Origin of the sequence: Streptomyces sp. SID5785 (assembly GCF_009870065.1) — a bacterium.
Classification (GTDB): domain Bacteria; phylum Actinomycetota; class Actinomycetes; order Streptomycetales; family Streptomycetaceae; genus Streptomyces.
The window spans coordinates 1-15,024 of the sequence record NZ_WWIA01000877.1 but is presented as its reverse complement, the minus strand read 5'-3'; the positions used below and the strand labels follow the sequence as shown (position 1 = coordinate 15,024).

Genomic DNA, 15,024 nt, shown 5'->3' with positions numbered 1-15,024 from the left:
GAGCGTGCGCTGCAGGCCGGGCACGGCCTGAGTGTGCGGGAGTACTCGCTGCTCGACGTGCTGAGCCGGCAGCACGACGGCGAGGGCGGTCACCTGCAGATGAAGCAGGTCGCCGACGCCGTCGTCCTCAGCCAGAGCGCCACCACCCGCCTCGTGACCCGCCTCGAGGACCGCGGCCTGCTGATGCGCTACCTGTGCCCGACCGACCGCCGCGGCATCTACACCAACGTCTCCGACGCGGGCCTCGCCCTCCTCGAAGCGGCCCGCCCCACCAACGAACAGGCCCTGCGCGAGGCCCTCGACGCCGCCGCGGAGAACCCCGAACTCGCCCCGCTGGTCCGGGCCGTCGAAGGACTCCGCGCACCCGTGTAAACGGCGTGGAGCCGCCGGGCTCCCCGGCCTAGGCTTCCACCATGGAAGATCTTGAGATCCGGCCCGCCACGGCCGAGGACGTTCCGGCGATCGTCGCGATGCTGGCGGACGACCCGCTCGGCGCGACCCGCGAGTCGCCGGACGACCTCACCCCGTACCTGGACGCACTCGCCCGGCTGTCCGACGACCCGAACCAGCATGTCGTCGTCGCTGTGCGCCGCGACCGCGTCATCGGCACCCTTCAGCTCACCGTCATCCCCGGGCTCTCCCGCAAGGGGTCCACGCGCTCCATCATCGAGGGCGTCCGCGTACACGCCGACGAGCGGGGCAGCGGACTGGGGACGCAGCTCATCGAGTGGGCCGTCGATGCCTCACGCGACCAGGGCTGCCAGTTGGTCCAGCTCACCTCGGACGCGACCCGCACGGATGCTCATCGCTTCTACGAGCGGCTCGGCTTCGCGGCTTCGCACGTGGGCTTCAAGCTCCAGCTCTGACCCGGCTGCCTTCTGACGGCGTCGTTTCACGTGAAACAGGGCCGGGACGTCTCACCTGTTTCACGTGAAACGCTCACCCCTACTCCTGCGGGAGCCCGCGCCAACCCTCCGGGTCGACCCCGCCGGGCACCGGCGCGGCGGTGTCGTACGGCTCCCGGGTGAACACGAACGAGCCGAGGTCGAGGTGGCTCACCGATCCGTCGGCCCGCCGCACGGCGCGCAGCACCTCTCCGGCGTAGTAGCCGTCGAGCCCGGTCCAGGTGCCGTCTCCGTTCGCCCGGAACCGGGAGCGGCGCCCACCGCCTGCGACCGGTCCGAGGACCACCCCGCCGTCGGCCGCGAGGCGCAGGGCCACCACCTGCGTCCCCCAGTACCAGGGCCGCGCCAACTCCAGTGCGGACGGGTCCACTTCCGGCAGCGGACGCCAGGGCTCGGGGATCCTCGGCTCCGCCTCGGCGACGAGGGTCAGGAGCTCCGCCGCGAGCGAGGCGGCGGCCACGCCGGAGGTGCAGTTGACCAGGGCGACGGCCACGAGGCCCTCGTCCTCGCATGCCCACAGGCCCGCCAGGAACCCGGGCAGCGATCCGCTGTGCCCCATCAGCATGCGCCCTTCTCCGTGCGCGATCTGCAGCCCGAGTCCGTAGGACATGCTCGCGTCGCCCGGCACGGTCGGCGCCGCGGGTGCCCGCATCTCCCGCAGCGACTCGGCGCTCAGCACACGGTCGTCGCCGGCCAGCAGGAACGAGGCGAACACAGCGAGATCCCTGGTGGTCGACCACAGCTGGCCGGCCGGGGCCATCAGGCCCAGGTCGACACTTGGTTCCGGCAGCAGAACATCGGCGTAGGGGTGCACGGCCCATCCCCCGGCGTGCGGAGCCTGCGGCTGGGCACTGGTGCGGGTCAGCCCGAGCGGGTCGAGGATCTCGCGGTGCAGGACCTCCGCCCAGGGCGCCCCGCGCAGCTCCTCGACCAGTGAACCCAGCAGCGTGTAACCGGGGTTGGAGTAGTGATGCCGCCGGCCCACCGGATGCCGGAACGGCTGCTCGCCGAGCACGTCCGACAACGTCGGGCGAAGCTCCGCCGAGGACCGCTCCCACCACTCGCCCGGCGTCTCGGCCGCCAAACCCCCGGTGTGGGCCAGCAGTTCGGCGATCGTCACCTCACCCGCACCGGTACCGGGCAGGTGCTTCTCCAACGGATCGGCCAGATCGAGGAGCCCCTCGTCACGCAACCGCATGACGAGAACGGCCGTGAAGGTCTTCGTGATCGAGCCGATGCGGTACTGCACATGCTCGTCCGGCCCGTGCCCGTCCACCGAGGTACGCGCGCCGGTCCACACCAGCTCGCCGTCCCTGGCGACGGCGGCGACCAGGGACGGGGCACGGCCCTCGCTCTGGGCCACGGCGATGCGGTGGAGCAGGGCCCGCCGGGTGGAGGGCAGCAGTTCTTCCGGGGATGTCGTCATCCCCCCAGTCCATCGCGCCACTTCTCCGACGTCGAGCCGATTTCGGCCGCGTCCCGTGGGCCTCGGTCCGGACCGGTCAGGTCTGTGCCATGTCGACGAAGCGGGAGTAGTGCCCCTGGAAGGCGACCGTGATCGTCGCTGTCGGACCGTTACGGTGCTTGCCGACGATGATGTCGGCCTCGCCCGCACGCGGGGACTCCTTCTCGTAGGCGTCCTCGCGGTGCAGCAGGATGACCATGTCCGCGTCCTGCTCGATGGAACCGGACTCACGCAGGTCGGACACCATCGGCTTCTTGTCGGTGCGCTGCTCGGGGCCACGGTTCAGCTGCGAGAGCGCGATGACCGGGACTTCCAGCTCCTTGGCCAGCAGCTTCAGGTTTCGCGACATGTCCGAGACTTCCTGCTGGCGGCTCTCGGAGCGTTTCGAGCCGCCCGCCTGCATCAGCTGGAGGTAGTCGATGATCACGAGCTTGATGTCGTTGCGCTGCTTGAGGCGCCGGCACTTCGCGCGGATCTCCATCATCGACAGGTTCGGCGAGTCGTCGATGTAGAGCGGAGCGGCGGAGACCTCGGGCATCCGGCGGGCGAGCCGCGTCCAGTCCTCGTCGGTCATCGTGCCGGACCGCATGTGGTGCAGGGCCACCCGCGCCTCGGCCGACAGCAGACGCATCGCGATCTCGTTGCGCCCCATCTCGAGGGAGAAGATCACGCTCGGCAGGTTGTGCTTGATGGACGCCGCCCGCGCGAAGTCCAGCGCGAGCGTCGACTTACCCATGGCGGGGCGGGCCGCGATGACGATCATCTGGCCGGGGTGCAGGCCGTTGGTGAGCGAGTCGAAGTCGGTGAAGCCGGTCGGCACGCCGGTCATCTCACCGCTGCGTGATCCGATCGCCTCGATCTCGTCGAGCGCGCCCTCCATGATGTCGCCGAGCGGGAGATAGTCCTCGCTGGTGCGCTGCTCCGTGACGGCGTAGATCTCGGCCTGCGCCTTGTTGACGATCTCGTCGACCTCGTCGTCGGCCGCGTATCCCATCTGCGTGATGCGCGTGCCGGCTTCGACCAGGCGCCGCAGCACCGCCCGCTCGTGGACGATCTCCGCGTAGTACTCGGCGTTCGCCGCCGTCGGGACCGTCTGGACGAGGGTGTGCAGATAGGACGCGCCACCGACCTTGTTGATCTCACCGCGCTTGGTGAGTTCGGCGGCGATGGTGATCGGGTCGGCCGGCTCGCCCTTGGCGTAGACGTCCAGAATCGCCTGAAAGATCGTTTCATGTGCGGGCTTGTAGAAGTCGGCGGCCTTGAGGACCTCGACCACATCCGCGATGGCGTCCTTGGACAGGAGCATGCCGCCGAGCACCGACTGCTCGGCGTCCAGATCCTGCGGCGGCACCCGCTCGAACGTGGTGGGGCCCTCGTCCCACCGGCCCTCCTCGCGGCCGCGGTCGTGCTGGTCGCCCTGGCCACGTCCGCCGTCGCGCCGGCCGCGGGACGGAGGCAGACGATCGCTCGGACCGCTGTCGGCCCAGGGGTCGTCCAATGGCTCGGAGATACTCACCGGGCCACCTCCTCCCGTCCGCCGAGCGGACCTCGCCGTGCCACTCATTCCTACGGCACGACACTGACAAATCAGGGGCCCGATTCCGCTTCTGACGCGTCGTTTCTGCAGGGTTTCCCCGGCCTCAGGACACGGTGGGCGCCGCACCACGGTAGGCGCGTGGGCACCGTCAGCCAATCTGGTTATCCACAGCCCATGTGGACGACGGCCCTCTCGCTGTGGACAACTGGGGAAAACCTGTGCACGACACGGTGGACAGCCTTGTGAACAAGCCCTCAGCACTCTACCCACACCCATGTTGACCTGCGCCTTTATCGTCCACCGGCTGTGCAGAAGAAAAACTTTCCCACTCGGCGCAAGATCTCCGTGGACACCGCGTCCCGACACGCGGAAGACCACAAAACGTAAGGGTCTCAACTGCATTGCATCTCTTACCTGTGGAAGATTAGATTGGTGCCCATGACACAGGCCCCCTCGACTCCCCAGGCCGCCCGGCGCCGGCACGACCGAGAGATCGTCGCCCTGGCCGTTCCGGCCTTCGGCGCACTCGTCGCGGAGCCGCTCTTCCTCATGGCCGACAGCGCCATCGTCGGCCATCTCGGCACGTCCCAGCTCGCCGGGCTCGCCGTCGCCTCAGCCCTTCTGACGACAGCCGTCAGCATCTTCGTCTTCCTCGCCTACGCCACCACGGCCGCCGTCGCCCGCCGTGTCGGCTCGGGCGATCTGCGGGCCGCGATCCAGCAGGGCATGGACGGCATCTGGCTCGCCCTCATCCTCGGGGCCGCGGTGATCGCCGTCGTCCTACCGACCGCCCCCGGCCTCGTCTCCCTCTTCGGCGCCTCCGACACGGCCGCCCCCTACGCGGTCACCTACCTGCGGATCTCCGCGCTCGGCATCCCGGCGATGCTCGTGGTCCTCGCTGCGACCGGCGTGCTGCGCGGCCTCCAGAACACCAAGACGCCCCTGTACGTCGCCGTCGCCGGCTTCATCGCCAACGCCGTGCTGAACGCCGGCCTCGTCTACGGCACCGACCTCGGCATCGCGGGCTCCGCCTGGGGCACCGTCATCGCCCAGGTCGGCATGGCCGCCGTCTATCTGGTCGTGGTCGTCCGGGGCGCTCGCCGGCACGGCGCCTCACTGCGCCCCGACGCGGCGGGAATCCGCGCCTGCGCTCAGGCCGGTGCTCCGCTGCTGGTCCGGACCCTCTCCCTGCGCGCGATCCTGATGATCGCCACCGCGGTGGCCGCCCGGCTCGGTGACGCCGACGTCGCCGCCCACCAGATCATCCTGTCGCTCTGGAGCCTGCTGGCCTTCGCGCTCGATGCCATCGCCATCGCCGGTCAGGCCATCATCGGCCGCTACCTCGGTGCCGACGACGCCCAGGGTGCCCGGGACGTCTGCCGCCGCATGGTGCAGTGGGGCATCGCGGCCGGCCTGGTCCTCGGCGTCCTGGTGGTCCTCACCCGACCGCTCTTCGTCCCTCTGTTCACCAGCGACTCCGTCGTGCAGGACGCCGCCCTCCCCGCACTGATCGTCGTGGCCCTGTCCCAGCCGGTGTGCGGCATCGTCTTCGTACTCGACGGCGTGCTCATGGGTGCGGGAGACGGTCCGTACCTCGCCTGGGCCATGCTGATCACCCTCGCCGTCTTCACACCGGTGGCCCTGCTGGTGCCCACGTTCGGCGGTGGCCTCACCGCCGTGTGGGGCGCGATGACGCTGATGATGGCGGTCCGCATGCTGACGCTCTGGGTGCGCTACCGCTCCGGCCGCTGGGTCATCACCGGCGCCACCCGCTGAATCACCGTCCCACCTGACGCGGCCCTGACGCGGCGCTGCGGGCGCACGATGGAGACAACAGGGCGCTACGGGGACCGGCACCTTCCGGGATGGCCCAGCCGGGCGCCGTTTCACGTGAAACACCGCGCTCGAATCCGTGAAACGCCGGAACGGCTGCCCGCCCTGCGGTGACATGCGCCAGGCGCACGGGACAGCCACCGGTATCAAGAATGTGGGGCCGCACCCCGAAGGGTGCGGCCCCACATTCGCTTCAGCGCTGCTCAGAGCAGAGCTCAGGCAGAGACGACCTCGACGTTGACCTTGGCGTCAACCTCGGGGTGCAGACGCACGGTCGCCGCGTGGGCGCCCAGCGTCTTGATCGGCGAGCCCAGCTCGACGCGACGCTTGTCGACCTTCGGGCCGCCGGCAGACTCGATCGCCGAAGCGACGTCAGCCTGCGTGACGGAACCGAAGAGGCGACCGGCCTCGCCGGAGCGGACGGCCAGCTGGACCTTGACCGACTCGAGCTTGGCCTTGATCTCGTTGGCCTGCTCGATGGTCGCGATCTCGTGGATCTTGCGGGCGCGGCGGATCTGCGCCACGTCCTGCTCGCCACCCTTGGTCCAGCGGATCGCGAAACCACGCGGGACCAGGTAGTTGCGGGCGTACCCGTCCTTGACGTCGACGACGTCGCCGGCGGTGCCGAGGCCAGAGACCTCGTGGGTCAGGATGATCTTCATTTTTCGGTCACCCTTCCCTTATCGCGCGGTGGACGTGTAGGGCAGCAGCGCCATCTCACGGCTGTTCTTCACGGCCGTGGCGACGTCACGCTGGTGCTGCGTGCAGTTGCCGGTCACGCGGCGGGCACGGATCTTGCCGCGGTCGGAAATGAACTTCCGCAGCATGTTCGTGTCCTTGTAGTCCACGTACGTGACCTTGTCCTTGCAGAATGCGCAGACCTTCTTCTTCGGCTTGCGCACAGGCGGCTTCGCCATGGTGTTTCTCCTGTGTGATCAAGAAGTGTGGGTGCGAGCCCGGCCCTAGAAGGGGGGCTCGTCCGAGTAGCCGCCGCCGGAGCCGCCGGAGCTTCCGCCCCAGCCGCCACCGCCGCCGCCCTGCTGCTGACCGCCACCGGCCGGCGAACCGGTCGCCCAGGGGTCGTCGGCGGGAGCACCGCCGCCGCCCTGCTGCTGACCGCCGCTGGGGCCTCCGCCCCAGCCGCCACCGCCGCCGCCCTGCTGCTGGCCGCCGCCTCCGCCGTAACCACCCTGGCCACCGCGGCCGCTGGTCTTGGTGACCTTGGCCGTGGCGCTGCGCAGGCTGGCGCCGACTTCCTCGACGTCCAGCTCGTAGACCGTGCGCTTGACGCCCTCACGGTCCTCGTAGGACCGCTGCTTCAGCCGGCCCTGCACGATGACGCGCATGCCTCGCTGGAGCGACTCCGCGACGTTCTCCGCCGCCTGACGCCAGACCGAGCAGGTCAGGAACAGGCTCTCGCCGTCCTTCCACTCGTTCGTCTGACGGTCGAAGGTGCGGGGAGTGGACGCGACACGGAACTTCGCGACCGCCGCACCGGAGGGGGTGAAGCGCAGCTCGGGGTCGTCGACAAGATTGCCGACAACCGTGATGACGGTCTCGCCTGCCATGGGGAACCTCTCGGCGGGTTTGCTGCGGACTGCTTGCTGCTACTCGAATCCCGAGTACCGCTGAACTAGGAAGTTCAGTGGGTCTCGGGGCGGAGGACCTTGGTCCGGAGGACCGACTCGTTCAGGTTCATCTGGCGGTCGAGCTCCTTGACGACCGCAGGCTCGGCCTGCAGGTCGATGACCGAGTAGATGCCCTCGGGCTTCTTCTTGATCTCGTACGAGAGACGACGACGGCCCCAGGTGTCGACCTTCTCCACCTTGCCGTTGCCCTCACGGACGACGGAGAGGAAGTTCTCGATCAGGGGGGCGACAGCGCGCTCCTCCAGATCGGGGTCGAGGATGACCATCACCTCGTAGTGACGCATGTGGAACCCACCTCCTTTGGACTCAGCGGCCACGGTCGTTCCGTGGCAGGAGGGTTGTTATGCGTGAGCAACGGTATCGGGGACCACTGACAACCGGCCCTCCGCGAGGAGGGCCGTGCAGCTCAGCGGGCCGGCACCCCTCGTCGGGATGCGGACAGACACCGATGCAGACGGTACAGACTACCCGCACCTCGGCTTCCGGTTGAAATCCGGCACCGGACGGCCGCACTCTGTACACATCGGGTGTGTATGGCGCTACGATGCGCCGCCTTCCGCAGGAGGTGCCCTCATGGCACAGGCAATGCGACCGAACAGCACCACAGCCGGCTCTCTCTTCGCCACGGACGGGAAATCCCATCCGCTCCCCGACACGCTCCTGGGCGTGACCGTGGTGCTCGGCGCGATCGCGATCATCACGTCCATCGGGAGCGGTCTGCACCTGCTCAGCTCCTGGGCGGGGCTGGTCGGGATCCTGACCGGGGCCTACGGGCAGTTCGTCTCGGAGACCACGCGGGAGCGCTTCGGCCTGATTCTCGGGCTCGGCGCCTCGGCGGTGGGCTTCTTCATCGGAATGGCGCACGGTGGCCTCTTCGGCGGTGTCATCGGCTGAGGTCACACGGCCTGATCCAGGCTGACCTCCATACGGCCAGTCGGGGCGCTCGCAGGGCGCAGTAGGCTTCGGCGCGAGAGCCGGAGCCCTTGTACCCATGGGGACACACCAGCCCGAGGAGCGCCCCGAATGAGCCTGACCCTGAGGACCATCAGCCGAGAGCAGCATCTGGCGTACATCCAGAGCCTGCAGTCGGCCAGCCACATGCAGGTCCCCGCATGGGCAGACGTGAAGTCGGAGTGGCGCTCGGAGAACCTCGGCTGGTTCGACGACAGGACCGGCGAGATGGTCGGCGCGGGTCTCGTCCTCTACCGCCAGCTGCCCAAGATCAAGCGCTACCTGGCCTATCTCCCCGAGGGCCCGGTCATCAACTGGTACGCCCCGAACCTCGAGGAGTGGCTCAGGCCGATGCTGGCGCACCTCAAGCAGCAGGGCGCCTTCTCCGTGAAGATGGGCCCGCCCGTCATCATCCGCCGCTGGGACGCCCCTTCCATCAAGAAGGGCATCCAGGACCCCGATGTGAAGCGCCTGCGCGACATCGAGGCGGACTACATCGAGCCCCGCGCCTTCGAGGTGGCCGACAAGCTCCGGCGCATGGGCTGGCAGCAGGGCGAGGACGGCGGCGCCGGTTTCGGCGACGTCCAGCCGCGCTACGTCTACCAGGTGCCGCTCGCGAACCGGTCCCTGGAAGAGGTCCACAAGCAGTTCAACCAGCTGTGGCGGCGCAACATCAAGAAGGCCGAGAAGGCCGGCGTCGAGGTCGTCCAGGGCGGCTACCAGGACCTCGCCGAGTGGCAGCGCCTGTACGAGATCACCGCGGTGCGCGACCACTTCCGGCCCCGCCCTCTCTCGTACTTCCAGCAGATGTGGACGGCCCTCAACACCGAGGACCCCAACCGCATGCGGCTGTACTTCGCGCGGCACAACGGGGTGAACCTGTCGGCGGCCACCATGCTCGTCGTCGGCGGGCACGTCTGGTACTCCTACGGCGCCTCGGACAACATCGGGCGCGAGGTCCGGCCCTCGAACGCGATGCAGTGGCGCATGCTGCGCGACGCCTACGCGCTCGGCGCCACCGTCTACGACCTGCGCGGCATCTCCGACTCGCTGGACGAGACCGACCATCTCTTCGGCCTCATCCAGTTCAAGGTCGGCACCGGCGGGCAGGCGGCCGAGTACCTCGGCGAGTGGGACTTCCCGCTCAACAAGCTCCTGCACAAGGCGCTCGACATCTACATGTCGCGGCGCTGACCGCGGGCCGCCCGGGGGACCGCCACACCGGTCTCCCGGCCCCACCCGCTCCGCTTTCGCGGCGGACCCGGCACAATTCACGTAGCTCCAAAGTTTCTTCATACCTCTGATACACCGCAGCCACGAGAAAGGTTCCGGGACCGGCCATGGCGCTCACGCTCTATGTCGACACCGCGCGCTGGCGGGCACACCACAAGCACGTGCTCGAGCAGTTTCCGGGGCTCGTCCCCGTCTGCAAGGGCAACGGCTACGGCTTCGGCCACGAACGTCTCGCGGAGGAGGCGACCCGTATGGGGTCGGACATCCTCGCCGTGGGGACCACGTACGAAGCCGCCCGGATCAAGGACTGGTTCAGCGGTGATCTGCTGGTCCTGACCCCGTTCCGGCGCGGCGAGGAGCCGGTGCCCCTGCCCGACCGCGTGATCCGCTCCGTCTCCTCCGTGGACGGCGTGCACGGCCTCGTCGGCGCCCGCGTCGTCATCGAGGTCATGTCGTCGATGAAGCGGCACGGCGTGAGCGAGCAGGATCTGCCGCAGCTCGCGCACGCCATCCAGGACGTGCGTCTGGAGGGCTTCGCCATCCATCTGCCGCTGGACCGCACCGACGGCTCGGACGCCGTCGAGGAGGTCATCGGCTGGATGGACCGGCTGCGTGCGGCGCGGCTTCCGCTGCACACCATGTTCGTCAGCCACCTCAAGGCCGATGAACTGGCACGTCTGCAGCAGCAGTTCCCGCAGACCCGCTTCCGGGCGCGCATCGGCACCCGGCTGTGGCTGGGCGACCACGACGCGACGGAGTACCGCGGAGCCGTCCTCGACGTCACGCGCGTCGCGAAGGGCGACCGGTTCGGCTACCGGCAGCAGAAGGCGGCCTCCGACGGCTGGCTGGTGGTCGTGGCGGGCGGTACCTCGCACGGCGTGGGCCTGGAGGCCCCGAAGGCGCTCCACGGCGTCATGCCGCGCGCCAAGGGCGTCGCCCGCGCCGGCCTGGCGACGGTGAACCGGAACCTGGCGCCGTTCGTCTGGGGCAGCAAGCAGCGCTGGTTCGCCGAGCCGCCGCACATGCAGGTGTCGATCCTGTTCGTGCCGTCCGATGCGCCCGAACCTCAGGTCGGCGAGGAGCTGGTGGCCCACCTGCGGCACACCACCACCCAGTTCGACCGTCTCGTGGACCGCTGAGCGGCCGCAGGACGCGACGGAGAGCACTGCAGAGAAGGGCCGGACACCTCGACGGTGTCCGGCCCTTCTCGCTGCCGTAGAGGCGTGTTCGCTCAGAGCGAACTTCGGTGGCTGGGCGCGTCCTTGCCCCAGTCCACGGCCGGCGTCTGCTCGCCGTCGTGCTCGGCCTCCCAGCGCGAGTAGGCCGCGTGCCCGAAGACGAAGCGGTCCTCCGCGCCGTCCAGCACGCCGCCCGAGGGGTCGTCGTCGCCGGAGCGCCGGACCACGTCGCGATCGGGCAGCCAGATGTCGCGCACGATGATCGCGCAGAGGTAGAGCGTGCCCAGGAGGTGCAGCACGACCGCGACCTGGTAGCCGTCGGTCGGCAGGCCCTGGTGCTTGTCACCGCTGGTCGTGTAGGCGAGGTAGAACCAGATCCCCAGGAAGTACGCCACCTCGCAGGCCTGCCAGACGAGGAAGTCGCGCCACTTGGGGCGGGCCAGGGCGGCCAGCGGGACCAGCCAGAGGACGTACTGCGGCGAGTACACCTTGTTGGTGAGGATGAACGCCGCGACCACGAGGAAGGCGAGCTGGGCGAAGCGGGGGCGCCGCGGCGCGGTCAGCGCGAGGGCGGCCACACCGAGGCAGGCCAGGACCATCAGGGCCGAGGCCAGGGTGTTGACCACGTCCGTGTCGAGCGGCGTGTCCATGTGCTGGGAGATGACCAGCCAGAACGAGCCGAAGTCGACCCCGCGTTCCTGGCTGAAGGTGTAGAACTTCGACCACCCGTCGGGGGCCAGGAGCATCACCGGCAGGTTGACGACCAACCAGGCCACGACGGCGCCGCCCGCCGCCACAGCGAAGTCCTTCCACTTCCCGGCGCGCCAGCACAGGACGAAGAGAGGGCCGAGCAGGAGCGCGGGGTAGAGCTTCGCTGCCGTCGCCAGCCCGATCAGGACACCGAACGCGAGAGTGCGGCCGCGGGCCCACATCAGCATCGCGGCGGCCGTGAGCGCCACGGCGAACAGGTCCCAGTTGATGGTGGAGGTCAGCGCGAAGGCGGGCGCGAGAGCGACCAGGAGGCCGTCCCAGGGGCGCCTGCGATGCGTACGGGCCACACAGGCGGCGATGACCGCGGCGCAGATCATCAGCATCCCGGCATTGACCATCCAGTACACCTGCTCCTGGTGCTGGATGGAGCCGCTGCCGGGAGTGAGCCAGGCGGCGACCTCCATGAACACACCGGTGAGCACCGGGTACTCGAGGTACTCCATGTCGCCGGGCAGGCGGTCGAAGTAGGGCACGAGGCCGTCCGCGAACCCGCGCCCCTGGTAGAGGTGCGGGATGTCGGAGTAGCAGGCGTGCGTGTACTGGGAGCTGGCGCCGTAGAACCAGGAACCGTCGTAGCACGGGAACTTCTGCACCATGCCGAGCGCGAACATGCCGATCATGACCAGCGCGATGATGCGCACCGGAGTCCACCAGGACCGGCCGGTCAGCGCCCGGCGCCCGATCGGGCCTCCGATGAGCTCACTGCCGGCTGCGGCGACCTCGTCCTCCCTGGTCGGCCGCACCTGCTCCGGCTCCTCCGGCTTCCTGTCCGTCGTTTCTGCACTGGGCATGCCGCACATCCTGCCGTACGAGGCTGGGAACGGGGCGAGGGCCGCCGCACCCGGAAGGTGCGGCGGCCCTCGTCGGCGTTTCGTCACGGAGTGTTTCACGTGAAACACCCTGTGTCGGCGGCCCGTGGAACCGGCCCGGCGGCCGGACTCGCTCAGCCTGTGCCGCCGAAGAGGCCGCCTCCGTTGCCGTTGCCGCGACTGTTGCCGGTGCCTTCCGTGTCCGTGGCTGTCGGATCAGGTGTCACTCCGCCGTCCGTACCTCCGCCGTCGGTCGCGCCGCCGTCGGTGGTGCCTCCGTCGTCCCCGCACGTCCAGTCCCATTTACTGCAGGACTCTGTGGCCGACGGGGTCGGGGACTCCATCGACGGGGTCGGCGTCGGGCTCGCGGGCGCGGACGACGACGGGGTGTCCGACGGCGTCGGCGTCGGCGACGGGCTCGGCATGCTGCCGACGACCTTGCCGATGGGCTCGGGCGTCGGGAACGACTCGAACGGCATCTTCGCCACGGCCTTCGACATGTAGTCGTGCCAGATCTCCGCCGGGAACGACGCACCGTGGATCTTGTCCTGGCCGCCGGTTCCGTACATCTCGAGGAACTCGCGCTTCTTGGACTTCTCGTTGTCGTCCATGCGGTACATCGTGATCGCGGTGGACAGCTGCTTGGTGTAGCCGACGAACCATGCCGACTTGTTGCCGTCCGTCGTACCGGTCTTGCCGGCCACGTCGCGTCCGGGCAGCCGTGCCGCCGTGCCGGTGCCCTTGTCGACCACGGTCTTGAGGACGTCGGTCACGTTGTCGGCGACCGCAGGCTCGAAGGCGCGCTTGGGCTTGCTGTCGTGCCGGTAGATCGTCTCGCCCTCGTGGTCGACGGACGTCACGGAGTACGGGTCGTTCTGCTGGCCGCTGTTCGCGAAGGTCCCGTAGGCGCCGGCCATGCGGATCGCGCTGGGGTCGGAGGTGCCGAGGGAGAAGGACGGGTAGTTGGAGTCCGCGAAGCTGCTGTCCAGGAGGCCGGCCTGCTCGGCGGAGTCCCTGACCTTGTCGAGACCGACGTCCATACCCAGCTGCACATAGGCCGAGTTCACTGACTCCCGCATGGCCTCACGCAGGTCGATCTTGTAGCTGGGCGGGTTGTACGACTGCTTGCCGTCGTTCTCCTGGTTCCACTCCTCGCCCTTCTCGTTCCGCCAGATGTCGCCGTTGTAGTCCTTGATCTTCAGGCCGTTCTTACCGCTGAAGAGACTCTTGGGCGACACGATCGTGCGGGAGTCTTTGTCCTGGTCGCTCGCGCCGTCAGGATCCTTGACCCCGTACTTGAAGGCGGCCGCCAGGACGAACGGCTTGAACGTCGAACCGACCTGGGCACCCGTGACATCGGCGTTGTTCGTGAAGTGCTTCGTGGCGTCCGCACCGCCGTAGACGGCCTCGATGGCCCCGTTCTTCGGGTTCACGGAGGCGCCGCCGAACTGAACGTGGGTGTCGACCTTCTTGCCGTTGAAGGTGCGCTTCTCGTCCAGGTTCTCCTTGCGGACCTTCTTGACCGCCTTCTCCAGCTCGTCGACCTTCGTGCGGTCGAAGGTCGTGTGGATCTCGTAGCCGCCCTTGTCGAGCTGCTGCTCCGTGATGTCCGTGTGGCTGAGAACGCTCGACTTGGCCAGGTCGACGAGATAGCCGATCTGCCCGCCGAGCTGGGCGTTCGTGCGCGGGTTCTGCAGCTTGGGGAAGCTCTTGAACTCGGCGCGGTCCGCCGCGGTGAGCCGCCCGTCCTTGACCTCTTCGTCGAGGATCCACTTCCAGCGGGCCGTGGCACGCGCGCTGTTCTTGGCCGCGGTCGCATTGACCGGGTCGACGGAGGGCGATCCCGCCGGGTCGTAGTAGGTCGCGCCCTTGAGCACGGCCGCCAGGAAGGCGCACTGGCTCGCGTCCAGATCCGAGGCGTCCTCGCCGAAGTACGTGCGGGCCGCGGCCTGGATGCCGTAGGCACCGCGCCCGTAGTACGCCGAGTTCAGGTACCCGGCCATCACGTCGTCCTTGTCGACCGTGCGGCCGACCTTGATCGAGACGAGCAGCTCCTTGAACTTGCGGGAGACCGTCTGGGACTGGTCGTCCAGCATCGCGTTCTTCACGTACTGCTGGGTGATGGTCGAGCCGCCCTGGGTCTGACCGCCCTTCGCCATGTTGACCATGGCGCGGGCGATGCCCATCGGGTCGACGCCCTTGTCGGTCTCGAAGGTCTTGTTCTCCGCCGACATCACGGCGTAGCGCATCTCTTTCGGGATGTCGGCGTACTTGATGATCTGCCGGTTGGTGGCACCGCCCGTGGCGACCATCTGCTTGCCGTCGGCCCAGTAGTAGACGTTGTTCTGCTGCTTGGCAGCGAGCGCCATGTCCGGGACGCCGACCAGTGCGTAGGCCACGCCCGCGACCGCCATGGCCGTGCCGAAGAAGCCGACGAACAGGCCCGTCACCAGGCGCCAGGAGGGCACCCAGCGCCTCCAGCCGTCCTTGTAGGCGCGCGGGTAGTCGATGAACTTCTTCTTCTCGGGGCGGCCCCTGCCGCGTCCCGGCCCGTTCGGGCCGCCCGGACCGCCGGAGCCGCCGCCACGACGGCCGCCGCCGGCGCCACCGTGACCCGCGCCTCCGTCGGGCGACCTGCGGCGGCCTCCCGTGCCCCGCTGGGCGGCGCGGCGCGCTTCGGCGCGGCCTCCCCA

The 15,024-nt window shown here is 69.0% G+C and carries 14 protein-coding genes; 6 read left to right on the top strand and 8 right to left on the bottom strand.

The window, feature by feature from the left end; translation table 11 throughout:
• On the top strand, positions 1–372 hold a 372-nt coding region (locus tag GTW43_RS28440), incomplete at its 5' end, for a MarR family transcriptional regulator (protein ID WP_161304829.1).
• A gap of 41 nt (positions 373–413) precedes the next feature.
• On the top strand, positions 414–866 hold the full coding sequence (locus tag GTW43_RS28435; RefSeq protein WP_161304828.1) for a GNAT family N-acetyltransferase: 453 nt from the start codon (positions 414–416) through the stop codon (positions 864–866).
• A 79-nt stretch (positions 867–945) separates the two neighbouring features.
• On the opposite strand, the gene GTW43_RS28430 is transcribed toward GTW43_RS28435, so the two are convergent.
• A complete protein-coding gene (locus GTW43_RS28430; RefSeq protein WP_161304827.1) occupies positions 946–2,331 on the bottom strand; it encodes a serine hydrolase domain-containing protein in 1,386 nt (461 codons plus the stop codon).
• Positions 2,332–2,407: 76 nt separating this feature from the next.
• Positions 2,408–3,886 (bottom strand): replicative DNA helicase, encoded by a 1,479-nt coding sequence (gene dnaB / locus GTW43_RS28425; RefSeq protein WP_161304826.1) that lies wholly within the window; start codon positions 3,884–3,886, stop codon positions 2,408–2,410.
• Between the two features lie 459 nt (positions 3,887–4,345).
• Between dnaB and GTW43_RS28420 the strand changes: the two genes are divergently transcribed.
• The gene (locus tag GTW43_RS28420) at positions 4,346–5,683 is read left to right on the top strand and encodes an MATE family efflux transporter (RefSeq protein WP_161304825.1); all 1,338 of its coding nucleotides are present in this window, start codon (positions 4,346–4,348) and stop codon (positions 5,681–5,683) included.
• 272 nt (positions 5,684–5,955) lie between these two features.
• On the opposite strand, the gene rplI is transcribed toward GTW43_RS28420, so the two are convergent.
• The 4 genes from rplI to rpsF all read right to left on the bottom strand — a co-directional run bounded on the left by rplI (position 5,956) and on the right by rpsF (position 7,673).
• On the bottom strand, positions 5,956–6,402 hold the full coding sequence (rplI, locus tag GTW43_RS28415; RefSeq protein WP_161304824.1) for a 50S ribosomal protein L9: 447 nt from the start codon (positions 6,400–6,402) through the stop codon (positions 5,956–5,958).
• Positions 6,403–6,420: 18 nt separating this feature from the next.
• Positions 6,421–6,657: a 30S ribosomal protein S18 gene (rpsR, locus tag GTW43_RS28410; RefSeq protein WP_003949403.1), complete on the bottom strand. Its 237-nt coding sequence runs from the start codon at positions 6,655–6,657 to the stop codon at positions 6,421–6,423.
• A gap of 45 nt (positions 6,658–6,702) precedes the next feature.
• Positions 6,703–7,308: a single-stranded DNA-binding protein gene (locus GTW43_RS28405; RefSeq protein WP_161304823.1), complete on the bottom strand. Its 606-nt coding sequence runs from the start codon at positions 7,306–7,308 to the stop codon at positions 6,703–6,705.
• Between the two features lie 74 nt (positions 7,309–7,382).
• Positions 7,383–7,673, bottom strand: coding sequence for a 30S ribosomal protein S6 (rpsF, locus tag GTW43_RS28400; protein WP_005482942.1), 291 nt, complete (start codon positions 7,671–7,673; stop codon positions 7,383–7,385).
• A 289-nt stretch (positions 7,674–7,962) separates the two neighbouring features.
• Between rpsF and GTW43_RS28395 the strand changes: the two genes are divergently transcribed.
• The 3 genes from GTW43_RS28395 to GTW43_RS28385 all read left to right on the top strand — a co-directional run bounded on the left by GTW43_RS28395 (position 7,963) and on the right by GTW43_RS28385 (position 10,712).
• Positions 7,963–8,283, top strand: coding sequence for a hypothetical protein (locus GTW43_RS28395; protein WP_161304822.1), 321 nt, complete (start codon positions 7,963–7,965; stop codon positions 8,281–8,283).
• Positions 8,284–8,412: 129 nt separating this feature from the next.
• Positions 8,413–9,534: a peptidoglycan bridge formation glycyltransferase FemX gene (femX, locus tag GTW43_RS28390; protein ID WP_161304821.1), complete on the top strand. Its 1,122-nt coding sequence runs from the start codon at positions 8,413–8,415 to the stop codon at positions 9,532–9,534.
• 146 nt (positions 9,535–9,680) lie between these two features.
• Positions 9,681–10,712 (top strand): alanine racemase, encoded by a 1,032-nt coding sequence (locus tag GTW43_RS28385; RefSeq protein WP_161304820.1) that lies wholly within the window; start codon positions 9,681–9,683, stop codon positions 10,710–10,712.
• Positions 10,713–10,804: 92 nt separating this feature from the next.
• On the opposite strand, the gene GTW43_RS28380 is transcribed toward GTW43_RS28385, so the two are convergent.
• Both GTW43_RS28380 and GTW43_RS28375 read right to left on the bottom strand, forming a co-directional pair.
• A complete protein-coding gene (locus GTW43_RS28380; RefSeq protein WP_161304819.1) occupies positions 10,805–12,322 on the bottom strand; it encodes a glycosyltransferase 87 family protein in 1,518 nt (505 codons plus the stop codon).
• A 143-nt stretch (positions 12,323–12,465) separates the two neighbouring features.
• A partial coding sequence (locus GTW43_RS28375; protein ID WP_237536861.1) for a transglycosylase domain-containing protein occupies positions 12,466–15,024 on the bottom strand: 2,559 nt, incomplete at its 5' end.